This window comes from Brevundimonas sp. GCM10030266, from assembly GCF_042666595.1.
GTDB lineage: Bacteria > Pseudomonadota > Alphaproteobacteria > Caulobacterales > Caulobacteraceae > Brevundimonas.
Map to the genome: position 1 here is coordinate 93,148 of NZ_JBHTCY010000003.1, position 23,869 is coordinate 117,016.

Annotated in this window: 17 protein-coding genes; 11 read left to right on the forward strand and 6 right to left on the reverse strand. The window is 68.7% G+C overall.

The window, feature by feature from the left end; all coding sequences use genetic code 11:
* Nucleotides 1–9: 9 nt before the first annotated feature.
* The 11 genes from ACFQQC_RS10250 (at nt 10) to ACFQQC_RS10300 (ending at nt 17,650) form a co-directional block, all read left to right on the forward strand.
* On the forward strand, nt 10–534 hold the full coding sequence (locus tag ACFQQC_RS10250) for an RNA polymerase sigma factor (RefSeq protein WP_376862297.1): 525 nt from the start codon (nt 10–12) through the stop codon (nt 532–534).
* A 109-nt stretch (nt 535–643) separates the two neighbouring features.
* On the forward strand, nt 644–1,591 hold the full coding sequence (locus tag ACFQQC_RS10255; protein ID WP_376862298.1) for a FecR family protein: 948 nt from the start codon (nt 644–646) through the stop codon (nt 1,589–1,591).
* Complete coding sequence (locus ACFQQC_RS10260; RefSeq protein WP_376862299.1) at nt 1,578–4,058, forward strand: TonB-dependent receptor domain-containing protein; 2,481 nt, start codon at nt 1,578–1,580, stop codon at nt 4,056–4,058. The genes ACFQQC_RS10255 and ACFQQC_RS10260 overlap by 14 nt, the downstream gene beginning before the upstream one ends.
* A gap of 64 nt (nt 4,059–4,122) precedes the next feature.
* Nucleotides 4,123–5,955, forward strand: coding sequence for a Ca2+-dependent phosphoinositide-specific phospholipase C (locus ACFQQC_RS10265; protein ID WP_376862300.1), 1,833 nt, complete (start codon nt 4,123–4,125; stop codon nt 5,953–5,955).
* 124 nt (nt 5,956–6,079) lie between these two features.
* Nucleotides 6,080–8,881, forward strand: coding sequence for a TonB-dependent receptor (locus ACFQQC_RS10270; RefSeq protein WP_376862301.1), 2,802 nt, complete (start codon nt 6,080–6,082; stop codon nt 8,879–8,881).
* Between the two features lie 142 nt (nt 8,882–9,023).
* The gene (locus ACFQQC_RS10275) at nt 9,024–9,503 is read left to right on the forward strand and encodes an RNA polymerase sigma factor (RefSeq protein ID WP_376862674.1); all 480 of its coding nucleotides are present in this window, start codon (nt 9,024–9,026) and stop codon (nt 9,501–9,503) included.
* Between the two features lie 87 nt (nt 9,504–9,590).
* Entirely contained in the window at nt 9,591–10,577 is a 987-nt protein-coding gene (locus ACFQQC_RS10280) for a FecR family protein (protein WP_376862302.1), read from the forward strand.
* 77 nt (nt 10,578–10,654) lie between these two features.
* On the forward strand, nt 10,655–13,639 hold the full coding sequence (locus tag ACFQQC_RS10285; protein WP_376862303.1) for a TonB-dependent receptor: 2,985 nt from the start codon (nt 10,655–10,657) through the stop codon (nt 13,637–13,639).
* Between the two features lie 349 nt (nt 13,640–13,988).
* On the forward strand, nt 13,989–14,810 hold the full coding sequence (locus tag ACFQQC_RS10290) for a hypothetical protein (protein ID WP_376862304.1): 822 nt from the start codon (nt 13,989–13,991) through the stop codon (nt 14,808–14,810).
* Between the two features lie 291 nt (nt 14,811–15,101).
* Complete coding sequence (locus ACFQQC_RS10295) at nt 15,102–16,511, forward strand: hypothetical protein (protein ID WP_376862305.1); 1,410 nt, start codon at nt 15,102–15,104, stop codon at nt 16,509–16,511.
* Nucleotides 16,508–17,650, forward strand: a complete 1,143-nt coding sequence (locus tag ACFQQC_RS10300) for a cytochrome-c peroxidase (RefSeq protein WP_376862306.1) — start codon at nt 16,508–16,510, stop codon at nt 17,648–17,650. Before ACFQQC_RS10295 ends, ACFQQC_RS10300 begins: the two co-directional genes overlap by 4 nt.
* Here ACFQQC_RS10300 and ACFQQC_RS10305 read toward each other — a convergent pair.
* The 6 genes from ACFQQC_RS10305 to ACFQQC_RS10330 all read right to left on the reverse strand — a co-directional run bounded on the left by ACFQQC_RS10305 (nt 17,647) and on the right by ACFQQC_RS10330 (nt 23,679).
* On the reverse strand, nt 17,647–18,372 hold the full coding sequence (locus tag ACFQQC_RS10305) for an energy transducer TonB (RefSeq protein ID WP_376862307.1): 726 nt from the start codon (nt 18,370–18,372) through the stop codon (nt 17,647–17,649). The genes ACFQQC_RS10300 and ACFQQC_RS10305 overlap by 4 nt on opposite strands.
* Before the next feature lie 233 nt (nt 18,373–18,605).
* Nucleotides 18,606–19,271 carry an OmpW family protein gene (locus tag ACFQQC_RS10310; protein WP_376862308.1) on the reverse strand — a complete coding sequence of 222 codons (666 nt, stop codon included), beginning with the start codon at nt 19,269–19,271 and terminating at the stop codon, nt 18,606–18,608.
* Nucleotides 19,272–19,393: 122 nt separating this feature from the next.
* Nucleotides 19,394–20,770, reverse strand: a complete 1,377-nt coding sequence (gene hemN, locus ACFQQC_RS10315; protein ID WP_376862309.1) for an oxygen-independent coproporphyrinogen III oxidase — start codon at nt 20,768–20,770, stop codon at nt 19,394–19,396.
* Entirely contained in the window at nt 20,757–20,906 is a 150-nt protein-coding gene (gene cydX, locus ACFQQC_RS10320; RefSeq protein ID WP_376862310.1) for a cytochrome bd-I oxidase subunit CydX, read from the reverse strand. The genes hemN and cydX overlap by 14 nt, the downstream gene beginning before the upstream one ends.
* A 19-nt stretch (nt 20,907–20,925) precedes the next feature.
* Entirely contained in the window at nt 20,926–22,074 is a 1,149-nt protein-coding gene (cydB, locus tag ACFQQC_RS10325; protein ID WP_376862311.1) for a cytochrome d ubiquinol oxidase subunit II, read from the reverse strand.
* Between the two features lie 24 nt (nt 22,075–22,098).
* Nucleotides 22,099–23,679, reverse strand: a complete 1,581-nt coding sequence (locus ACFQQC_RS10330) for a cytochrome ubiquinol oxidase subunit I (RefSeq protein WP_376862675.1) — start codon at nt 23,677–23,679, stop codon at nt 22,099–22,101.
* Nucleotides 23,680–23,869: the final 190 nt, after the last annotated feature.

Below are 23,869 nucleotides of genomic sequence, written 5' to 3' on the forward strand. Positions count from 1 at the left end.
CGCACGGAGTTGACTGCGCCGCCGACGCCTTCCCTGACCGACGCCTATTTCGAGCAGCGAGATGCGCTGGCGCGGTTCCTGCGCGCGCGTCTGGGCGGGTCGGCCGATGTCGAGGATCTGCTGCAGGACCTGTATCTGAAGGCGTCCAGGGTCGATCCGGAGACCGAGGTGCGCGACCCGCGGGCCTTTCTCTACAAGCTGGCGTCCAACCTGCTGATGGACCGGCGGCGCTCCAGCCTGAGAACCGCGGCGCGGGACGGCGCATGGCGCGACACGACCCAGGTCGCGGGCCTGACCGAGGACATCGACGACGCGCCGAGCGCCGAGGCCGTCGTGGCCGGCCGCGAGCGGCTGGCGGCGCTGGTCGCCGCGCTGGAAACCCTGCCCCGCAAGACTGCAGCCATATTCCGGATGCACAAGTTTGACGGGTTAAGCTATGCCGAGGTGGCCGCCCGGCTGGAGATCTCGAAAAGCTCCGTCGAGAAGCACATGATGGAGGCCCTGAAGCTTCTGGCCGCACGGACCCCGCCCTGATGCGCGCCGGAATTTCAGACTTTTCGACTTTAACTGGAGGTGGCGCCGACGCGGCGACGTCTCACCTCAGAGGGCCGTTCGGAACGGCTCCGGATCGGCAAACGGACAGATGACCCTTCACCCCGACATCGACGAACAGGCGCAAGGGTGGTTCGTCCGCCTGAACGGCGCCGATGCGTCCGAGGCGGAGTGGCTGGCGTTCCAGGACTGGCTGGAGGCGGATGACGCCCATCGGCTGGCCTATGACCGCGTCGAACAGCTGTGGGTCGAACTGGACGAGGTTCCCGCATCGATCCTGCCGGCCAATGAGGACTTCCCCGTCAAGCGCCCCGCCCGGAGGCTGAACTGGCTTTACCCGGCGGTCGGGATCGCCGCGGCGGTCGCTCTGGCCGTCGGCGTCTGGCCGATGTTCACGGCCGGCGAAACGGTGACCTACACCACCGGTGACGCGCCGCGGACGGTGCAGCTGGCGGACGGCTCGACCATCCACATGAACCGGCATTCGGACCTGAGTGTCCGGCTGAAGCCGGGGCGGCGCGAGGTGACGCTGGCCGACGGCGAGGCCGCCTTCGACGTTGCGCACGATGTCCAAAGGCCGTTCGTGATCACCGCCGACCGCCACAGCGTGCAGGTGCTGGGCACCGCCTTCAATGTGATCAGCCACGAGGACCGGTTCTCGGTCAGCGTCGAGCGGGGCGTCGTCGCCGTCACCCCCGCCGAGGGTCAGGCGCCGCTGCGACTGACCGCCGGTCAGAGGGTCGAGCAGGTCGGAAACGCGCCGGCGGTCCGCAGCCGGGTCGATCCCGCCGACGCTTCGGCCTGGCGCAACGGCGTCCTTCTCTATCGCGACGCCTCGCTCGCGCAGGTGGGCGACGATCTGTCGCGTTACTTCGGCAAACCGGTTAATGTCGCCGCATCGGCGCGGGAGATCCGGTTCACCGGAGTCCTGCGGGTGGGCGACGAGGCGATCATGCTGGAACAGTTGCGCGAACTGGCTCCGGTCCAGGTCTCCCGATCCCCCGACAGGGTGGATTTGACCGGGCGTGACGGGCGCTGAACTTTCGACGATCCGAAAACGGGGACGCCACGGGCCGATCAGCCTGGGCCTGTTCGCGAGCGCGACGGCGCTGCTGGCCACCGCGCCGGCCGAGGCGCGCCCGGACCAGCGCCTGAACCTTCACATTCCGCCGCAACGCCTTGAAGGGGCGCTGTTTGATCTGGCGCTGCAGGGGCGGTTTTCGCTGGGCGGCGACCTGTCCGCCTGTCGCGGCGCGACCCATGGCCTGACGGGCGCCATGACGCTGGAGCAGGCGCTGGACCGGCTGCTGGCAGGCAGCGGGTGCCGGGCGACGATCACCCGTAGCGGCGCGGTCATCATCCGCCGGGCCGAACCGGCTCCCGCGCCTGCCCCGCCCGGACGACCGCCCTCCTCGCCTCCGTCGGCTCCGCCGCCTGCTGCAGCCGATCTCGATGCGGCCTCCGAGCTCAGCGATGTGATCGTGACCGCCGAACGGCGTCCGGACTCGCCGCTGAGCGCCGCCCTGCCCGTCACCGCCCTGTCGGGGGAGCAGATCGACACCGCCGGCGCGATCGACGCCCATGGCCTCAGCGCGCTGGTCGCGGGCATGACCGTGACCAATCTGGGCTCGGGCCGGAACAAGATCCTGCTGCGCGGCATGTCCGACGGCGCCTTCACCGGCCAGACCCAGTCGACGGTGGGGCTGTACCTGAACCAGGCGCCCATCACCTACAGCGCGCCGGACCCGGACCTGAAGCTGGTGGACATCGACCGGGTGGAAATCCTGCGGGGACCACAGGGCGCCCTGTACGGCACCGGCCCCATCGGCGGCGTGGTGCGGATCGTCACCCGGCGGCCCCATCCGCTGGCCCCCGCGCTGGAGGTATCCGCCACCCGCTCGGCCACCGAGGGCGGCGGCGGCAACAGCGACTATTCCGCCGTGCTGAACCTGCCCCTGCCGGAGGGTGTCGGCGCGGTGCGCGCGGTGATCTACGAGGAGACGCTGGACGGCTATATCGACGATGTGAGCCTGAGCCTGCGCCGGGTGAACGCCTCGTCGCGACGCGGCGGGCGGCTGGCGGCGTCCCTTCAACTGGCCCCGGACTGGACGCTGAATATCAGCGGCGTACGCCAGTCGATCGATACCGAGGACACCCACTATGTCTATCGCACCCTGGGCGGACTGAGACGGGCCAATCTGGTGCGTGAGCCGCACGCCAATGACTTCCGGCAGGCGGCGGTGAACCTGCGCGGACGCGGCGGCTGGGGACGGTTCGACGCCTCCCTGGCCTGGGTCGATCACGACTTCCGCAGCCGCTACGACGCCTCGACCGCCCTGCGCCAGTTCGGCTCGAACGGTCGCATCGGGGCGCTGGACGAGACGAAGGGCATCGACCTGCTGGTCGGAGAGGTCTCGTTCCGTTCGCGCCCTGTGGACGGGTTTGACTGGCTGCTGGGCGGGTTCATGTCGATGAGCGACACGCGGTCCGACACCGAGGTGCATGCCCTCTGGCCCGTCGTCTGGACACCCTATGCGGAGCAGAGGGCGGATCAGCTCGAGGAGGTCGCCCTGTTCGGCGAGGCCTCCTGGCAGCTGACGCCCGACCTTCGACTGACGGGCGGCGGCCGCCTTTACGTGTTCGACTATGAGGCCCGCTCCGATGTGCGGCAGGAGGCGAACGACCGACGCTTCGACGGTCGGAACCGGGTCACGGGCTTCTCGCCGCGTCTGGGCCTCGACTATCAGGCCAGCGAGCAGATCAGCGTCTATGCCCTGATCAGCCAGGGGCACCGGATCGGGGGCTTCAACACCGCCGGCCCGCTGTCCCAGACCTTCGCCGGCGGACCGCGCAATCCCACGCGCGAGTACGACGGAGACACGCTGTGGAACTATGAGATCGGGACCAAGGCCCTGCTTCACGACGGACGGGTCCAGGCCCGCGTCGCGGCCTTCTTCACCGACTGGCGCGACATCCAGAGCGACCAGTTCCTGCCCAGCGGCCTGGCCTATGCGGTCAATGTCGGCGACGGGGCCAATCAGGGCATCGAGATCGAGACCAACTGGAAGCCGACGCCGGGGCTGGAGATCCGCGCCAACGCCCTGCTGGCGGACCCGCGCATCACCCGCCCCAGTCCCAGCTTCAACTCGCGCGGCGATGCGGGTCTGCCCGGCGTGCCGTCGGTCTCGGCCAATGTGAACGCCGTCTGGCGAGGGCCGGTCGGCTGGGGGCTGGAGGGCATCGTCGAAGGCAGTGTGAACTATGTCGGGGACTCTCGTCTGACCTTCGACGCCGAGCGTCGATACCGGATGGGCGACTATGTCACCGGGCGGATATCGACGGGCCTGCAGTCCGACCGCTGGGCCGTGACGGCCTTTGTCGAAAACCCGTTCAACACCGCCGCCAACACCTTCTCGTTCGGTGATCCGTTCAGGTTGCCAGAGGCGCTGGCGACGACGCCCCTGCGGCCGCGAACGGTCGGGGTGACGCTGAGGGTGGCCCGCTAGAGCGACATTGATCCTTCACGGAGCGTGGCTAGGAGGGCCGCCATCGAAGTTGAAGGAGCGCACGATGTTCACCCTCTTGGCCGTCCTGATGACGGGCGCTTCGGATCCGACCTGCATCCCCGGCGCCGCCGATGTGCGCGCGGCGGGCGGCGACGCTTGCGCGACCGCCTGGATGGATCATTCGCTCCGACTGAACGACCTGCAGGCGGTCGGCACGCACAACAGCTACAAGCTGGCGATCCCGGGCAACGAACTGTCGGCGATGACCGCCGCCAACCCCGCCGCCATCGGACTGGACTACGGCCACCGCGCCCTGAACCTGCAACTGGACGCGGGCGCGCGGCAGCTGGAAATCGACGTGCTGCATGACCCGCAGGGTGGTCGTTTCGCCCGCCCTCGCACGGCGCTGGGCGGCGGCGCCGCGCTCAGCCCGGCCTTCACGGAGGCCATGTCGCGGCCGGGCTTCAAGGTTCTGCACATGCCGGACGTCGACTTCCGCAGCTCGTGCCTGACCTTCGTGGAGTGCCTGACGGAGGTGCGCGACTGGTCGCGCGCCCATCCGGAGCATGCGCCGATCCTGATCATGCTGAACGCCAAGACTGGTCGCCCCTCGATGCCCGGCGGGACCGCGCTGCTGGACTTCGATGCGGCCGCCTGGGACGCGCTGGACGCCGAGATCCGGTCGGTCTTCGGCGACGATGGGCTGATCACGCCGGATCAGGTGCGCGGATCGCACCGGACCCTGCGCGAGGGCGTGCTGGCCGGCGGATGGCCGACGCTGGGCGAGGCGCGCGGCAAGGTCTTCTTCGCACTGGATGAAGGTCCGGAGAAGGTCGCCAGCTATCGCGGAGACCGGGTTTCGCTGGAAGGCCGGGCGATGTTCGTGAACACGGACGAGGCGTCTCCCGCCGCCGCCTATCTGACCCTGAACGATCCGGTGGCCGAGCAGGCGCGCATCCGGGCCGCGGTGGAGGCGGGCTTCGTGGTCCGCACCCGCGCCGACGCCGACACCGCGGAGGCCCGCGCCGGGGACGTCACCCGCCGCAGCGCCGCCCTGTTCAGCGGCGCCCAGTACATCTCCACCGACTACATGTGGGCCGACCCGCGCTTCCCGACCTATGAGGTGCGGCTGACCGGCGGCACGGCGGCGGCCTGCAATCCGGTGCGGGCGGCGGCGCGCTGCGACGAGCTGATGATCGAGATGACCGCCGGCGCGCCGGAGCGCGGCTATCTGGCGCGGGAGGACCGGCCGGACCTGACGGTGGCCTTGGCGCCGCCGCCGGAGCCGGGCTCGCCGCGCGACCGCGCCAATGCCGAGATTTTCCGCGAAACCCGGGCGCTGGAAGGCACGGCGCGCTGGACCCTGGCCATCGACGACGTGCGCGGAACCATGTTCCACCATTTCGCCGGCGCCTTGGGCGTCGAGCTGACCGAGGCCGAGGCGCCGATCCTGTCCGCCCTTCTGGCGCGGTCGGGCAATGACCGCTCCGTCGTCGGCGTGGCCAAGGATCACTGGGGCACGCAGCGTCCCTACATCGGCACGGACCTGCCGATCTGCGAGGCGAAGACCGACCATCTGGCCGGCAACCCCGACTATCCGTCCGGCCATTCGGCGCACGGGATGCATGTGGCGATGATCCTGGCGGAGCTGGCGCCGCAACGGGCGGATATCCTCTACGCCCGGGGCCGGGAGTTCGCCGAGAGCCGCTACATCTGCGGCTCGCACAGCTACAGCGCGGCCGAGGCGGGCATCCTGTCGGGCACGATCATCTATGGGGCCGAGCAGCGCTCAGACGCCTTCCAGCGCGACATGGAAGCGGCCCGCGCCGAGGTGCAGGCGGCCCTCGCCCGGGCCCGCCCGGCGGCCGAACGCGACACCGCCGTGAAGTTTGAATGAAACCTGCTGTCACACATTGAGGGCTCCCTTCGCGGGGTCGTTGAGGGCCACGGGGGCGCATGCCGGACGGACTGATCCGACGGCGGCCGCCGACGTCAAACAGCGACCCAGCGGAGATTTCGAAGTGACCGGATCGACCCTTTATCGCGGCCAGGCCCGCACCGGCCGCATGGCCCTGCTGATGGGCGGCGCCGCCGCGATCAGCCTGATGAGCGCCGGCGCCGCCTCGGCCCAGACCGCCGCCGCGCCGCAGGAAGAGGCCGCCACGCTGGACGAGGTCATCGTCACCGGCGGCAGCTACCAGCGCAGCCTTGAGCAGGCGATCGACATCAAGCGCGACAACGTCGGCTTCTCGGACGCCATCGTCGCCACCGACGTCGCCAACTTCCCGGAACAGAACCTGGCCGAGGCGCTGCAGCGCATCCCCGGCGTGACCATCGAGCGCAACCGCGGTCTGGGCAGCCGGGTCAGCGTTCGCGGCCTGCCCGCCGACTTCACCTTCGTCAGCATCAACAACCTGGCCACGGCGTCGGGCAGCGGCGGCCGCGAGGTCGAGCTGAACATCTTCGCCTCGGAGATCATCCAGCAGGTCGTCGTCCAGAAGTCGCCCCGCGCCTCGGATGAGGAAGGCGGCATCGCCGGCACCGTCGACATCTCGACCGCCCGCCCGTTCGACTATCGCGACCGCCAGCTGGTCGCCTCGGTCGAGGGCTCGCACAACTCGATCTCGGATGAGATCGACCCGAAGGTTTCCTTCCTGGCCAGCGACACCTGGGGCAATTTCGGCGCGCTGGTCTCCTTCTCGACCGCCCAGCGCTCGAACCGCACCGACTCCAACTCGGGCATCAACTTCCGTCCGATGTCGCGCTTCCTCGCCACCTCCACCGGCGCGCGCGGAACGCAGGCGCTGGCCGTTCTGGAGCGTGACGCCGGCATCATCATTCCGGTCGCGGACCGCAACAACACCGCCATCACCAACCGCATCATCTTCCAGGACAAGGTGGGTGACCGGATGTACATGACCGAGCAGGACCAGTGGGGCGGCACCCTGTCGCTGCAATACCGTCCGTCGTCCAACCTCAGCCTGACTTTCGACGCCATGGTCGGCGGCTATGAGACGACCGAGGACGAGTACGACGCCGCCGCCTATTCGGCGTCCAGCCGCAGCACGCTGGAGACCATCCACGAGTATGACGACACCACCCTGGCCGACTACGGCATCGTGGTGCTGCGCGACGTCTCCTACACCGCCACCCAGCACGAGATGCTGAGCAAGGAGCGCATCAACGAGACCGATTACTCCCAGTTCGCCGGCACACTGGACTGGAGCGGCGACAGCTGGGAGCTGAGCGCCATGATCGGCTATTCGGGCGCCGAGAAGACGCTGGACTCGTCGAACCTGAAGCACGTGGCCTATGCCCCGTCGCGCACCCGCTGGACGGCCAACGGCGGCGAGACCATCCCGAGCGCCACCTCGGGCGGCTTCGACATGTACAGCTCGTTCGACAGCTATCTGTTCGAGGCCTACGAGACCTCGCTGGAGCACATCACCGACGACAAGTACGCCGGCCAGCTCGACTTCACCCAGCATTTCGCGCTGGAGGCCTTCCCGGCCCTGACCAGCGTCCAGATGGGCCTGCGCTACACCGACAGGAGCACCGAGCGTCAGTACGGCACGCTGAACATCCAGGGACCGACGGCGGGCAGCACGGCCTGGCTGAACACCCGTCGCCTGTCGGACAGCGTGCTGACCCCCAGCAGCGAGCTGGCTCCGGGCGGCGGCTACACCATTCGCGACCTGAACTGGAGCCAGGTGTCGAACGACTACGCCCGTCGCACCTTCCGCTACGCCGGCTTCTCGACCCCGTTCAACCCGGGCGAATACTATGAGGTCTCGGAGGAGGTTCTGGCCGGCTACGCCATGGCCAATCTGGACTTCGACATCGGTTCCGTGCCGGTCAGCGTCAACACCGGCGTCCGTTACGTCGACACCTCGGTCACCTCGTCGGGCTATCACCAGATCCAGACCCCGACCGGCGGCACCACCTTCACCCCGGAGCCGGTGTCGAGCGACGGTGGTTATGACAAGTTCCTGCCGAGCCTGAACTTCACCGCCGAACTGACCGACAGCATCGTCTTCCGCGGCGCGGCCTCGGAGACCCTGATCCGTCCGTCGCTGACCAACCTGGCCTACAAGCGCACCGCCAGCTGGAGCTCCTTCCGCTTCACGGACGGCAATCCCAACCTGAAGCCGACCTACGCCAAGCAGTGGGAACTGGGTCTGGAGAAATACCTGCCCGAGGGCGGCCTGCTGGCCGTGTCCTACTTCTCGAAGACCATCGAGGGCGTGGTGCGCCAGGCCCTGACCGGCACGGTCGAGGACGTCACCGTCTACAACGCCAACGGCACCGTGAACGGCGTCTACGACTTCGACGTCTACAGCCCGATCAACGAGCCGGGTTCGTACGACGTCAGCGGCGTCGAACTGGTCGCCGTTGTTCCGTTCGGCATGTTCTGGGAGCCGCTGGAAGGCTTCGGGATCAACGCCAACTACACGATGCTGGACAGCTCGCTGACCGGCTCGTCGACCATCGGCGTTCCGACCCCGCCGATCGGTCTGGCCGACAACACCTACAACGTCACCCTGTTCTACGAGAACGACCGCTTCCAGGCCCGCGCGTCCTACAACTACAAGGACGCCTACGTCGAAGGCATCGGCTACGAAATGTACCCGATCACCCGCGACGCCTACGGCCAGACGGACGTCTCGGTCAGCTACAACCTGACGGACAACATCCAGCTGAACCTGGAGGCCATCAACCTCACGGACGAGCGGACCTCGGGCTACACCATGGATCCGTCCTTCCCGGTGATGGACGAGATGTCGGGCCGTCGGGTCAGCTTCGGCATGCGCATGGACTTCTGACCTTGCGCCACGCCTGCACCAGCACACGGGCTGTCTCCTGATCCCCGGGACCACAGCCCGTGCGGACGCCCCCTCCGGTGGAGGGGGCGTCTTCGCGCGTCCGACGCGGGACGACGCGCGACAGGCAGAGGCCGTCACCGGCCTGCGCCGCGACATCATCGCCTATCTGCAGCGCAAGGGAGAGGCGACCGGCGACGCCGAGGACGTGGTGCAGGAGGCCTTCGTCCGCTTCCATCGGGCCGGGCACGACCTGACCGCCCCCGACGCCCGCCCCCTGCTGTTCGTCATCGCCCGCAACATTCGCAACGACCGATGGAAGGCCGCCGGACGGGATTCCCGCCGCCACATCGCCGAGGATATCCACGATCTGGACGCCGGCCCCCGCGCGCTGGCCAGCGAGGAGCGCCGGGCCGACGAGCGGCTGATCGGGCGCCAGAACCTGGCCGCCGCCGCCGCGGTGATCCGCGCCCTGCCGCCCCGCACGCGCGAGGCCTTCCTGTTGAACCGCTTCGAAAGCCAGACCTATCGCCAGATCGCCCAGAAGCTGGGCGTCTCGGTCAGCATGGTCGAGAAATACATCGCCGAAGCGCTCCGCCAACTGAAGAAATCGACGGAGGACTGAGGTGTTGGTCGTCGCCGTCGTTGTGTGTTCTGAGGCCGCCTTCATCGCGAGGCGCGGCATGCCGTCACGAGAGAGTTTCGCCCGTCCATGATCGACCGCCTGACCGCCCTGTTCACCCGTCGGCCGGAAACGGCCGAGGACTGGCTGGCCCGCATGGGCCGGCCGGAGGTGAGCCCGCGCGACCAGGCCCGCTTCCTGGACTGGCTCGACACCGACCCGGACAATCTGGATCGCTATGAGACGGCCAAGATGCAGCGCGCCGCGCTGGAGCCGCTGCATGCGGTGTTCGAAACCGAGCTGGCCCGGCTCCGCCGGCGTCAGCGCAAGCCCGCCGCCTCGCGCCGGTACGTGCTGGCGGGCGGACTGGTCACAGCCGCCGTCGTCGGCGGGGTCATGGCCCTGGGCCTGATGCCCGAGCGCAGCCGCCTCTACGAAAGCGCGCCCGGCCAGATCAGCGATGTGGTGCTGGCCGATGGATCGAAGGTGACGCTGGACGCCGGATCGGCCATCCGGGTCGCCCTGTCGGACGATGTGCGGCGGGTGACGCTGGAGCGCGGCGCGGCCTATTTCGAGGTGGCGCACGACGCGGAGCATCCGTTCCAGGTCAGCCTGCAGGACCGCAACGTCATCGTCACCGGCACCCGCTTCGTGACGACGCTGGAAGCGGACGGGGCCGTGGTCTCGTTGCTGGAAGGCCGGGTGGTGATCGCGGATCGCGACGCGGCCCGCCCGGACGCCCTGACGACCGGCCTGGCCCTGACGCCCGGTGACGAGGCCCGCTATCGCCCCGGCGCGCCGGTCGTGCGCAAGGCGCGCGCCGATCTCGACACCGCCACCGCCTGGCGCAAGCGCCGCCTGATCTTCCAGGACGCGCCGCTGTCCGAGGTGGTGGCCGCCCTGTCGCGCTACTCTGAACGTCCCCTGGTGCTGACGGACGCCGGATCGGGCGACCTGCGGGTGACCGCCATCCTGCCGCTGGAGGGGGACGCCCCCCTGATCGAACGGGTCGACGCCCTGCTGCCGGTCAGCGTCCGGCAGACGGCCGACGGCCGCGCCCTGATCCGCGCCGACTAGGGGCATCGCAGACCTGTCACGCCGACACGATAAGGACACGGCCTCGTCGCATCGCCACCTGACAGGGCTTCCGAAGCTTGCACCCGCCCGCCCGACCGTTGTCGGCCTTCGTCGCGCCGGGCGTACCCTGCGTGGTGGCGGCGCTGACGCTGATGGTCAGCCCGGCGCAGGCCCAGACCGCGCCGCTTCAGAGCTTCGACATTCCTGCCCAGGACGCCTCGGCCGCCCTTCTGCAGCTCTGCGCCGCCGCCGACTGCGACCTGGCCTTCGTGCGCAGTTCCGGCCCGGCGGTGCGGACACAGGCGGTGCGCGGGCGAATGACCTGGCGGCAGGCGCTGGACCGGATGCTGCAGGGCACGCCCCTGCGTCGACGCTTCATTGGGGAACGCGGGGTGCGGGTCTGGGTCGAGGCCCGGCCTGTGACGCGCGCGGCGCCGTCCCCTCCCCCGCCGCCTGAAGAGCCCACCGAACTGTCGCCGGTCATCGTGGTGGGACGGCTGTCGGACCAGATCGACGAGGCGCTGGCGCGCAAGCGGGATGCGGACATCATCTCGGACGTGGTCACCGCCGGGCGGATCGGCGACCTTCCCGCCGCCAACCTGGCCGAGGCCCTGCAGCGCGCGCCGGGCGTGGCGGTCGAGCGCGAGGTCGGCGAGGGCCAGTTCGTCAGCGTCCGCGGCCTGGGCCCCCTGTTCCAGTCGGTGACCCTGAACGGCGCCCCGGTGGCGTTCAATGAGAACATCCGCAACTCGACCCAGAGCGGGCGGCAGTTCCGATTCCGCGCCCTGTCGCCGGACCTGCTGGCGGGGGCGACCCTGTCCAAGAGCGCCACGCCCGACATGATCGACGGCGGCATCGGCTCCAACATCGATATAGAAACCGTGGGCGGTCTGGACGACGCCCCCTTCCTGACCCTGCGCGGGGGCGGCGAGATCGAGGCCCGGACCGGACGCCCTGGCGCCGAGTTGTCGATGGCCGGACGGGCCGTGTCGTCGGATGGAAATCTGGGCGTCGTGGCGGGCGTCTCGCAGGAGGAGCGCTCGGTCCGCTACGACCGCTTCCAGATCCAGCGCTATGGCGAGGTGGAGATCGGCGGGACCACCGTCATCGCCCCCAGCGACGTGCGCACCACCGTCGAGCGGGAGGACCGGCGACGGCGCAGCGCCTTCCTCGGCGCGGACTGGCGGGTGTCGCCGGACCTCCTGCTGGACGTGGATGCACTGGCGTCGACGTTCGACAACGCCATCCGCGAGGACCGGCTGGTCTATGGCTTCGGTGAGCGCCTGACCCAGCCCGGCTCCAGCGTCCTGGTCCGCAACGGGGTGGTCACGGGCGGCGAGGTCACCGGCGGACGGATCGACAACAACACCGAGATTTCCGATCAGGCCCACCTCAATCTGGCGGTGTCGGCGGGCGCGCGCGCCCGGTTCGGCGACTGGCGGCTCGAGCCCCGGATCAGCGTGTCGGTGGCGCGCTCCGTGCTGGACACGCCGCTGGAGCGGATCTCGGCCCAGACGCCGGTGGGGGTGCGCTATGCCTTCGATCTGGGCGAGGCGGCGGATCAGCGGCGGGTGTTGCGCCTGACCACCGATCTGGACCTGACCGATCCGACCCTGCTGCTGCCGCCCAAACTGGCCGTGCGGGCGGTGGAGTCGCGGGACGACGACCTGACCGCGGTGCTGCACGCGCGTCGCCCGCTGGATCTGTCGCTGGGTCCGGTGCGGCTTGCGGCCTTGCGGATCGGCGGCCAGTTCAGCGACCGCAGCCGCGACTACCAGCGCCGCGATCGTCAGGCGACGCTTCGGCCCGGCGCCGCCCTGTCGCCGGACGCCTACGACAGCCGGACGCCGTCGGACGTGTTCAGCGACCTGATTGTCCAGCGCTCGACGCCCTGGGCCAGGGTGGACTTTGATCGGGTGCGCGAGATCTTCTTCCTGCCGGGCGAGCGCGACGACATTGTCTTCCGGCCCGGCGATGTGCAGCCGACCGGCACGGACCTGCAGAACTCCTATGCCGTGCGGGAACGGGTGGCGGCGGCCTATGTGAGGCTGGACATGGACGGGTCGGACCTGCGCTGGCCGGTGTCGGGCCATGTCGGGCTGCGTCTTGTGGAGACCCGGACCGAGGTGGACGGCTCCATCCTGGGCATGGCGGGCGGGCTGGCCGAGGTGCGTCCGGTGACCGCGGCGGGTTCGCACAGCGTCTGGCTGCCCAGCGCCAATCTGACGATCGATCTGGGTGAGCACAGCCTGTTGCGCCTCGCCGCCTCGCGCTCGATCACCCGCCCGTCGCTGGCCGATCTGCGCTCGGCCACCGTGCCCGCCAGCGTGCTGGTGTCGGCCATCTATGACCGGGGCCAGGCCGAGATCGACAGTCCCACTCCCGGCATCATCTTCAGCGGGGTGGGCGGCAACCCGGAACTGACGCCCTACATCGCCACCAATCTGGATCTGTCGTGGGAGCTGACCCTGCCACGGGGCGCCCTGAGCGTGGCGGCGTTCCATAAGACCATCGACGACTTCGTCCAGATGCGCGCGGCGCCCGAGCTGTTGACCTTCGAGACCCGGGCGGGGCCGCCGGTGCAGGCCGAAGTGATGATGTCCCGACCCCGCAATGTCGGCCGCGCTATGGTGGACGGGCTGGAGGTGGGGCTGCATCGCCGGTTCGGCGGCGGCTTCGGCGTCTGGGCCAGCGCGACCTGGACCGACAGCCGCATCAAGGGATCGAGGGAGCCCCTGCTTGGCGTCTCGGACCTGTCCTGGTCGGTCAGCCCCTTCTACGAACGGGACCGGCTGGCGGTGAACCTGTCCTGGTCCTGGCGCTCCGCCTTCCGGTCGGAGGCGGACATGCAGGGCGGCGGCGTGTCCAGCTTCATCGTCGCCCCGGCCGGCTATCTGGACGCCCAGGCCAGTTGGGCCCTGACCGACCGGATGCGGGTCGTCCTGACCGGCTCCAATCTGACCGACACCATCGATCAGGCGCGTGAGGGCGGCCGCGACCGGCTGCTTCAGCTGGGTCAGGCCGGCCCGTCGATGTCCCTGGCGTTCAGCTGGACGCTCTGACCAGCCCAGGCTCTATAACTAAAGTTAAGGCTCTCAAGGCCGTTGGTTTCCCGTATGAAATTCAAACGGGCGGCGACCTGCGACACACAAGCCGTCCGACCAACACGGGTCTCCGCTCTCCTGTCTCGAGAGACCCGCGCTTCGTGCGCTGAGGCCCGGCGGCCATCCATCACCCCCTTTGGAACCGCCGGGCCGAGGCTGCCCCCCCCCGCCCCACCGAGACCGCTGCTCGCCCCCTTGCGAGCCCTCGCAGCCGCGCGCGAAACGTCGTTACTGATAATGAGTTGCAGATTCATGTGATCGGAGTTAACCCACGCGCCTTCTGATCAAGGGGTGCAGTTCCATGGCCATGCGTCATCTTCTTTCGTCAGTGGCGGCAGTCGCCCTGATGGCCCAGGCAGGCGTCGCCGCGGCGCAGGCCGTCGAGCCGGTGACCCAGGCCGTTCCGACGGTGGTCGTGGATGACCGCACCAACCCGCCGCCCGCCGCGCTGGTCTATGGCTCGGGCAGCGAGTCCGGAACCACCACCCTGAACTTCGAAGCGATCCAGGACCGCGCCCCGGGATCGGGCGATGTGAACAGCATCCTGCGCATCCTGCCGACCGCGCAGTTCAGCAACTCGGCGGGCAACGCCACCCGCGAAACCCTGCAGGACCTGCGCCCGGAAGCCCTGTCGATCTCGGGCGGTTCGGTGAACGACAACCTGTTCATCATCGACGGCGTGGGCGTGAACAACTACGGCTACGATGACGACGCCAATCCGGGCGACTTCACCGGCACGGGCGTGGCCGCGGCCTCGGCCCAGACCCACTGGGTCGACACCAGCCTGATCGGCGAGGTGAAGGTGCTGGATTCCAACATCTCGGCCCGCTACGGCGACTTCCAGGGCGGCGTCGTCCAGATCACCACACGCGCCCCGGCCCGCACCTTCGGCTTCCAGAGCTATTACGGCCTGACCAGCGACGGCATGGCCGAGTACCGCATGTCGGACATCGCCCGCGAAGGCTTCGGCGCCAACCCGCCGGCCTCGCCCGAGTTCGAGAAGGAGCGTTTCGGCTTCAACGTCGACCTGCCCGTGAACGAGCGCCTGCGTCTGCTCGCCGGCTACAACCAGACCAACGCCACGGTCACCAACTTCCCGGGCAACAACTACGCGACCTGGGGTTCCTGAGGCCAACGCAGCAAGTCCGAAAACTACCTGCTGAAGGGCGAGTATGATCTCACGGACGCCATCCAGCTGACCGGCCAGATCAACTACTCCCCGTATGAGAGCGAAGCGCGTCAGACCAATACGGCCTATGACAACCAGATCGTCTCGAACGGCGGCGGCCTGACCACCCGCATCGGGCTGGACGGCACGCGCGGCAATGCGATCTGGAGCCTGGATCTCAGCTACAGCGACACCAACAACGACCGCGAAGCCCCCTGGGGCACCTACAACATCTCCAGCTCGGCGCCGGGGATGACGGGCTGCTCGCTGGGCACGTCCTGCACCATCGGCGCGGCGGGCGACTTCCATCAGGACCAGCAGGTGATCACCCTGGACGGCGACTGGGAACAGCCGTTCGGCATCGGCGTCCTGTCCGGCGGCTTCGCCATCTCGCACGTCGACGCCCACCGCGCGCGCCCGCAGGAGCTGATCTCGCACCTGACGACCAACATCAACGTCAACACCGTCTGCACCACCGGCGAAAGCCTGGCCTGCCGCAACGGCGCCTACGCCCTGACGACCCAGCTCCGCTACGGCGCCTTCGACGCCAACGCCGACATCGGGTCCTATGCGCTGTGGGGAGAGTATGCGTTCGCCCTGGCCGGCTTCGATGTCCGCGCCGGTCTGCGCTACGATCACGAGACCTTCCTGGACAACCACAACATCGCGCCGCGCCTGTCGGTGTCGCGCGACCTGCCCTGGGCCGGGATCAACGTCACCGGCGCGGTGGGCCGCTACTACAACCGCGCCTTCGTCGGCTACGCCCTGCGCGAAGGCGCGGGCGTCACGCGCAACTACACCCGTACGCCGACCATCGTCGGAACCGAGCGTCGCTGGAGCGACAACTGGGTGCTGACCAACCACACCGACAGCAACCGCTACTCGGGCCTGGGCCTCGACACCCCCTATACGGACGAGGCGACCCTGGCCGTCACCGGGCCGATGGCGTGGATCGGCGGTCAGTACCGGGTCAAGGGCATCATCCGCGAAGGTCGTGACCAGATCTCCCGGTCGGTCCGTTTCACCGAGATCTACGACAAGGAAACCGGCACGACCGCGACCCGGAGCGTCTACTACGGCACCAATGACGGCGAGCGCAGCTACAAGGGGCTGTCGCTGGAATACACGCGCCCGATCGGCGACGACCACAGCATCAGCCTGAGCACCAATTTCTCGCACACCGACGCGAGCAACATCGGTCTGTTCGACGTGGCCGACGACGTCGAGCTGTCGGGCGTGATGGTCTACTACCAGGGCCAGGTCGTCGACATGCTGTACGCCCTGTCGGACAACCAGATCGAGGACTACTCCTCGCCGTTCATCCTGAACGCCGACTGGAGCGCGCGCTGGCTGGACGGCCGGATCCGCACCAACGTCAACGCCCGCTATCGTGAAGGCATCGAGGTGGTCGCGGACACCGGCGCGAACATCAATGTGGGCGGGACCAACTACGACGTCTTCGACAAGGTGCAGTTCGCCGACTCCGTCGATGTGAACCTGGGCCTCGAGGCGGAAGTCGCCCGCACGCCCTACGGCACGGTCAGCGTGGACGCCCGGATCAACAATGTGTTCAACACCGTCCTCGATCAGGACTACGAGTCGACCACCCAACCCTACCAGCTGGGGCGCAACGCCTGGATCTCGGTGAAATTCCGCTATTGAGACACGTCTTCCGACACGCCTTCCCGACGGCCCTGACCCTGGCGATCTGCGCGATCGCCGGGGCTTGGGCGTTTGACGGCGTACGGGCCGAGGACGGGGATGCGCCGGTTCGCGTCATCCTGTCGGAAAACCCCACGACGGAAGAGCTGCGGACGGCCTATGCGGGCGCGCCCGAGACCTGGCCCGCGCCGCTGCTGAGAGCGGGCGCAGTCTTCAATGAGCTGGGCGCCCTGCCCCCGGCGCCCGCCCCGGCGGACAATCCGACTACACGCGAGAAGGCGGCGCTGGGCCAGCGGCTGTTCGACGATCCGCGCCTGTCCGCCTCGGGTCAGATCGCCTGCGCCTCCTGTCACGCGCAGGAGATGGCCTTCGCCGACGGCCTGCGCACCTCCTTCGGCCATGACCGCCAGCGCGGACGACGCAACTCGCCGTCGGTGGCCGCCTCGGCCTGGATGCCAATCCTATTCTGGGACGGGCGGGCCGATACGCTGGAGGCGCAGAGCCTGCACCCCATTGTCGATCCGCTGGAGATGGCCGGCGCCCTGCCCGAGATCGAGGCGCGCATCGCCGCCGATCCCGCCTATGCCGAGGACTTCCGCAAAGCCTTCGGCGACGAGGCGGTGACCATCGACCGGATCGCCAAGGCGCTGGCGGCCTTCCAGCGCAACCTGCGTCCCGGGCAGGGCCGCTGGCGCCGGTTCATCGGCGGCGAGCGGCGGGCCCTGAGTGATCAGCAGTTGCGCGGCCTGCACCTGTTCCGCACCAAGGCGTCCTGCGCCAGCTGCCACAGCGGCCCTGTGTTCAGCGACGGCCGGTTCCACAATCTGGGCCTGACCTTCTATGGCCGCGAGCGTGAAGATCTGGGGCGCTATGAGGTGACCGGCCAGGCCGCCGACGTCGGCGCTTTCCGCACGCCCAGCCTGCTCAGCGTTTCGCGCACCGGCCCGTGGATGCACAATGGCCTGTTCCCGATCATGGAGGGCATCGTCCGCTTTTATAACGCGGGCGGGGCCCATCCGCGTCCGCAGGCCGGACAGGAGAACGATCCCCTGTTCCCGAAGACGGACCCGATGCTGGAGCCGCTGGACCTCACCAATGAAGAGATCGACGACCTCGTCGCCTTCCTCGAGACCCTCTAGCCGGCCCGGCGGGTGCGGTAGTCGATATTGACCGTGAACTCGCGCGTCGCCCATTGCGCGCCGGCGTCGGGACGCGGGAAGGGCTGGGTCGAGGTGATCTGGTCCAGCGCCGCACGGTCCAGGGCGCGCACGCCGCTGGAGCGCACCAGACGAAGGCCGCTGACCCGCCCCCGGCGATCCACCCGGAAGCTGACGGTGACCACGCCCTGCGCGTCGCCCGGATGGCGTTTGTGCCGCTCGATCCAGGCCAGAACCCTGGCGAAATAGACATCCGTATCGGCGGCGGCCGCGGCGCCGAGCGTTCGCCCCCCGCCGCCCTGCGTGGCGCCGGCGATGGAGCTCTGGGTCGAGGCGACGCCGGAACCCTGTCCCTCGGTGCTGCGCGCCACGCCCTGTTGGTCTCCGGCTTCACGCGCATCCTGAACACGCGGAGTCGGGCTGGCCAACTGGACCGGCCGGGGCACGATGATCTCGGACGGCAGGGTCGAGGTCGTCTCGCGCAGGCGCAGGGGCGCGGCGACCGGCTGCGGGACGGCCCTGGTCTGAGCCGCCTGATCCGCGGTGGAGGCGGCGGCCGGCGGAGTCTCGGAATCGAAGCGCGGCGACGGCTCCATCGTCAGGTTGACGACTGGCGCCGCCCCGCCGTCAGACGGTGGCGCGACCTGAAGGCTGATCAGCACCAGAAGCCCCGCATGGCCCGCCGCCGCCAGCGCATAGGCCAAGGCACGACCGCCCCGGAGCCGCGCCCTGGCCCGGGGTCGAGGCGCCGGCGATTCCGTCGTGCTGAAGGAGACCGCGGACATGGTCGTCAGACGCCGAAGGATCGGGGGACGCGTCGCGGGGAGGCGAAGTCGAACATGCCGCCTCAATAGCGATAATCACTCGCAATCTCCAGAGATGAGGTGCTCACGACCGGTGAAACCGGGTCCGCCGATGCGAACCCGGTCTTTCGCCGTCAGAACTTGCGGCTGACGCCCAGCGAGACGACCCACGGATCGAGGTCCACGTCGCTGCGCAGGGCTCCGTCATTGACGCTGGCGTCGGTGTTGAACCAGATCTTCTTCACGTCGACGTTCAGGCTCCACGCCCCCTGGATGCCGATGTCCGCGCCTGCCTGCAGGGCGTAGCCGAAGCCGTCGTCCAGATCGACGGTGAAGCCGTTCTTGTCGTCACCGCTGTAGAACAGCATGTAGTTCACGCCCGCGCCGACATAGGGGCTGACGCGACCGCCGGTCAGCGGACGGTACTGCAGGGTGACCACCGGCGGCAGGACCCAGGTCTCGTGCACCGCCACGTCGGTCCCGCCGCCGTGCGCCCGGATTTCGTGCTGCGTCGTGCCGAGGATGCCCTCGATCGCAAAGTGGTCAGTCAGGAAGTAGGTGAAGCCGAGCGTCGGCATGACGCTGTCGCCCACGTCCACATGCAGGCCGCTGTCGGCGCCAGCGGCGGTCACGATGGCGTTGTCGGCGCCCGAGAAGACATCGGTGACGCGGCCGGTGACCAGCCAGTCACCCTTGCGCGGAGCCTCCCAGGCGGTCGTGGCCTGAGCCATCGCCGGAGCGGCGAAGGCGGTGGCCGCGGCGGCGGCGAGGACCAGGGTTCTGAACTTCATCTCTTTCATCCCCGACGCCCGGGGTCGCCTCATGCGGCCGTTGGCGGGCGTCTTGAAAGGGTGATGCGCCCTCCCCTGATCCGTCACCTTGATCCAGCGCAAACCCTTGACCGGTAGGACATTTTGTCCATTCAAACGACCCGCGCGTGGCGTTGCTGGATGCGGGCGGCGTCGGGATCGAAGGCGGCGCAGACCGCCCGCACGAACGGGCGCCCGAGCGGGGTGATCTGCACCCTGCCCTCCTCGACCTGCACCAGCCCATCCCTGCGGAATCGACGCAGCAGCGGCCAGGCGCCGGCGACCTCGCTCTCATCCCGCCCCCGCTTGCGGGCAATCGCCGGCACATCGACGGCGAAGTCGCACATCAGCCGTGCGATGATCTCGCCGATGAAGGCGTCCCGACCGGTCAGGGCGACCCCGCGGGCGATCGGCAGTTCGCCCCGTTCCACGGCGGCGCGCCAGTCGCGTTCGACGGTGTGGTTCTGGGCATAGCCGCCCGGCGCATGACTGATGGCCGACGCGCCCAGACCGATCAGCACCTCGGCCGCGTCGGTCGTGTAGCCCTGAAAATTGCGATGCAGCCGCCCTGCCCGGTCGGCCGCCGCCAGCGAGTCATGCGGCAGGGCGAAATGATCCAGACCGATGGCGCGCCAGCCCTTGCCGGTCAGGTAACGGGTCGCCGCCTGGCTCTGGGCGAACCGGGTCTCCGCGCCGGGCAGGTCCTCATCGCGGATCAGCTTCTGATGCGACTTCATCCACGGGACGTGGGCGTAGCCGAACAGGGCGATCCGTTCCGGGCTCAGCGTCGTGACCAGGCCCAGGGTGGAGACCACATGCTCGATCGTCTGCAACGGCAGGCCGTACATCAGGTCGAGATTGATGGACGTCACGCCCTGCTCGCGCAGAGCCGCGACCGCCCACTGGATGGTCTCGAAGCGCTCGGGCCGGTTCACCGCCGCCTGCACCTCGGGCGACAGGTCCTGGACGCCCAGGCTGGCGCGACTCAGGCCGATCCGGCCCGCCGCCTCGATCCAGTCCTCGGTGAGGACTTCGGGATCCAGCTCGGCCGCGACCTCGAAACAGTCGGTCAGGTCGAAGCGGGAGGCGAGGCCCGCATGCAACCGCTCCAGCTCGGCCGGGGGCAGCATGTTCGGGGTGCCGCCGCCGAAATGGATCGAGCCGACCCGGGGCCGCCGCCCCATCCTCGCGACGACCAGATCGGCCTCGCGCAGCAGCAGGTCGACATAGCTGGTGATCACACTCTCGCGGTTCACCGCCCGGGTATTGCACCCGCAGTACCAGCACAGCCGCTTGCAGAAGGGGATGTGCAGATACAGGGAGACGGCGCGATCCGGATCGACGACCTCCAGCCAGCGGCCCCAGTCCCCGGCGCCGACGGCAGGCGTGAACTGGGCCGCCGTCGGGTAGGAGGTATAGCGCGGGGCGTGGGCGTCGTAGCGCTCTATGAGCTCGCGCGTGGTCAGGCCCGTGGGACTAGAGGGGAACATCGCCCTCTTTCGACTCGTCAGGAGTGGACAGGCCGGCGTCGCCTTCGTCAAACAGGTGAAACTCGTGCCACAGGCCGTTCAGCACGCCGAAGCCCACCGCCAGACCGAGGCCGAGGATCCAGGAGAAATACCACATCGATTCAAACTCCTCGGGGTCAGTACAGGTCGGGGTTGGTCTTGAGGGCCGCGGTCGAGGTCCGGCCCCACAGCACCCGGTAGACCCAGGCGGTGTAGAGAAGGATCAGCGGCAGGAAGATCGCCGTGCAGATCAGCATGATGAACAGCGTCAGGTGGCTGGACGACGCGTTCCAGACGGTCAGGCTGGACTGCGGGTGGATCGAGCTGGGCAGGATGAAGGGGAACATCGACAGGCCCACGGTCGAGATGATCCCGACGGCCGAGGCCGAGGAGCCGCCGAAGGCCAGCGGCGCGGACCGGCGCCACATGCCGATCAGTCCGGCCAGCGCGCCGAGGAAGCCCAGGGCCGGCGCGATCAGCATCCACGGATAGCGGCTGTAGTTGTCCAGCCAGGCGCCGGGTGCGGCCTCGACCGTCGTACGCAGGGGGTTGGAGAAGCCGCTCGGGTCCAGGGCGCCGGTGATCCGGTAGCCCATGTCGCCAAAGGCGATGAACAGGCCGCCGACCGCGAACAGGACCAGCGCCAGAACGCCGGCGATCGTGCCGTACAGGCGGGCGCGCTCCATCACCGGCCCGCCCTCGGCCTTGACCGACAGCCAGGCCGCGCCGTGCAGCACCAGCATGCAGACCGACAGCAGGCCGGCGACCAGGCTGAAGGGGGTGAACAGGCCCAGCAGGCTGCCGTCATAGAAGCTGCGCAGGTCGGCATCGAGGTGGAAGGGCGCGCCCAGCAGGACGTTTCCGACCGCCACGCCGAACACCAGCGCCGGAACGAAGCCGCCGATGAACAGGCCCCAGTCCCACATCGTGCGCCAGCCCTTCGAGGCGCGCTTGGAGCGGTATTTGAACGACACCGGCCTCAGGATCAGCGCCGACAGCACCAGGAACATGGCCAGGTAGAAGCCGGAGAAGCTGACGGCATAGACGAAGGGCCAGGCGGCGAAGATCGCGCCGCCGCCGAGGATGAACCACACCTGGTTGCCTTCCCAGGTGGCGCCGACGGTGTTGATGACCATGCGGCGCTCTTCGTCCGTCTTTGCGACGAAGGGCAGCAGGGCGCCGACGCCGAGGTCGAACCCGTCCGTCAGGGCGAAGGCGATCAGCAGCACGCCGAGCAGTCCCCACCAGATGACGCGGAGTGTGGCGAAGTCGAGAGGAAGTTCCATGATCGGATGTCCTGAAGGTCTGGATCAGGCCACGGCCGGCGCGGGGACGCGCTCGCCGGGCTGTTCGGGGTCGGTCGCGCCGAAGGTTTCCTGCTCGTGGAACGGCCCCTTCTTGATGGCGTGGAGGATCAGCCGCACCTCGACGACCGCGAGGGCGCCGTACAGGACGGTGAAGCCGACGATGGTGGCCCACAGCTGGGGCACGGTCAGGCTGGAGGCGCCGAGGAAGGTCGGCAGAACGCCTTCCACCGCCCAGGGCTGGCGACCGAACTCGGCCAGGATCCAGCCGAACTCGATGGCCACCCACGGCAGGGGCATGGCGAACAGGGCCAGCCGCAGGAACCATTTCGTATCGTGCCTGCGCAGGGTGCACAGGACGAAGGCGGTCCCGAACAGGGCGATCATGAACATGCCGATCCCGGCCATGACGCGGAAGGTCCAGAACAGTACCGGCACGTTCGGCACCGTCTCCCAGGCGGTCTGGTGGATCAGCTCCGGCGAGGCCTGACGCGGATCGGCGACGTGACGCTTCAGCAGCAGGCCGTAGCCCAGATCGCGGCGGTGAAGTTCGAACAGGGCGCGGGCGACGGGGTCGTGCGGATTGGCCTTCACCTGCTCCAGCGCGCCGTAGGCGATGACGCCGGACTCGATCCGCGTCTCGGCGGTGGCGACCAGCTCGAAGATGCCCTCCACCGGCTTGTCGATAGTGCGGGTGGCGATCAGGCCCATGACCCACGGCACATGCACGCCGTAGTGGGTTTCACGGTCCTTCATGCTGGGAATGCCGACCAGGGTCAGGCCGGCGGGCGCCGGCTCGGTGCGCCACATGGCCTCGAGCGCCGCCAGCTTCATTTTCTGGTTATCGGTCAGCGCATAGCCGGACTGGTCGCCCAGCACGACGACGGAGAGAGAGGCGGCCAGGCCGAAGGCGGCGGCGACAGTCATCGACCGCTTGGCGAAGCCGACGTGCTTGCCCCGCAGCAGGTAGAAGGCCGAGACGCCCAGCACGAAGACGGCGGCGCAGACATAGCCGGCGCTGACCGTGTGCACGAACTTGGCCTGGGCGACCGGGTTGAACAGCACGGCCATGAAGTCGGTGACTTCCATCCGCATGGTGTCCGGATTGAAGCCCCCGCCAACCGGGTTCTGCATCCAGCCGTTGGCGATCAGGATCCACAGGGCCGACAGATTGGTGCCCAGCGCCACCATGAAGGTGACGAACAGGTGGGCGTGCGGCTTCAGCTTGTCCCAGCCGAAGAACATCAGCCCGACGAAAGTGGCCTCCAGGAAGAAGGCCATCAGCCCTTCGATGGCCAGCGGGGCCCCGAAGATGTCGCCGACGTAGTGGCTGTAGTAGCTCCAGTTCATCCCGAACTGGAACTCCATGGTGATGCCGGTAGCGACGCCCAGGGCGAAGTTGATGCCGAACAGCACGCCCCAGAAGCGGGTGATGGTTCGCCAGATCGGCCGGCGGGTCATCACATAGATCGACTCCATGATGACCAGCATGAACGACAGCCCCAGGGTCAGGGGCACGAAGAGGAAGTGGTAGAGGGCTGTCAGCGCGAACTGCAGCCTGGATAGGTCGACGACCGCTAGGTCGATCATGGCGTTGCTCCGGCGCACCGGGCACGACGACCGGTGTTTGATCGTGGCGTAGATTTCCGGCGCGCCACCCGCCTTGATTTCGATCAAAGCTCCCGCGCAGGCGGTAATTTAAGTGGACCGCTTGTCCTTGGACGTTTCGTCCAGCGGCGCCGTGTCGCGTCGCTTCGAAGCCAACCGGGGCGTGGAG

What these genes read in the sequence shown, in the direction of transcription:
- ACFQQC_RS10255 (WP_376862298.1), top strand. Translation starts at nt 644, where the DNA reads ATGACCCTTCACCCCGACATCGACGAACAGGCGCAAGGGTGGTTCGTC.
- ACFQQC_RS10265 (WP_376862300.1), top strand. Translation starts at nt 4,123, where the DNA reads ATGTTCACCCTCTTGGCCGTCCTGATGACGGGCGCTTCGGATCCGACC.
- ACFQQC_RS10280 (WP_376862302.1), top strand. Translation starts at nt 9,591, where the DNA reads ATGATCGACCGCCTGACCGCCCTGTTCACCCGTCGGCCGGAAACGGCC.
- ACFQQC_RS10290 (WP_376862304.1), top strand. Translation starts at nt 13,989, where the DNA reads ATGCGTCATCTTCTTTCGTCAGTGGCGGCAGTCGCCCTGATGGCCCAG.
- ACFQQC_RS10295 (WP_376862305.1), top strand. Translation starts at nt 15,102, where the DNA reads ATGACGGGCTGCTCGCTGGGCACGTCCTGCACCATCGGCGCGGCGGGC.
- ACFQQC_RS10310 (WP_376862308.1), bottom strand. Translation starts at nt 19,271, where the DNA reads ATGAAAGAGATGAAGTTCAGAACCCTGGTCCTCGCCGCCGCCGCGGCC.
- hemN (WP_376862309.1), bottom strand. Translation starts at nt 20,770, where the DNA reads ATGTTCCCCTCTAGTCCCACGGGCCTGACCACGCGCGAGCTCATAGAG.
- cydX (WP_376862310.1), bottom strand. Translation starts at nt 20,906, where the DNA reads ATGTGGTATTTCTCCTGGATCCTCGGCCTCGGTCTGGCGGTGGGCTTC.
- cydB (WP_376862311.1), bottom strand. Translation starts at nt 22,074, where the DNA reads ATGGAACTTCCTCTCGACTTCGCCACACTCCGCGTCATCTGGTGGGGA.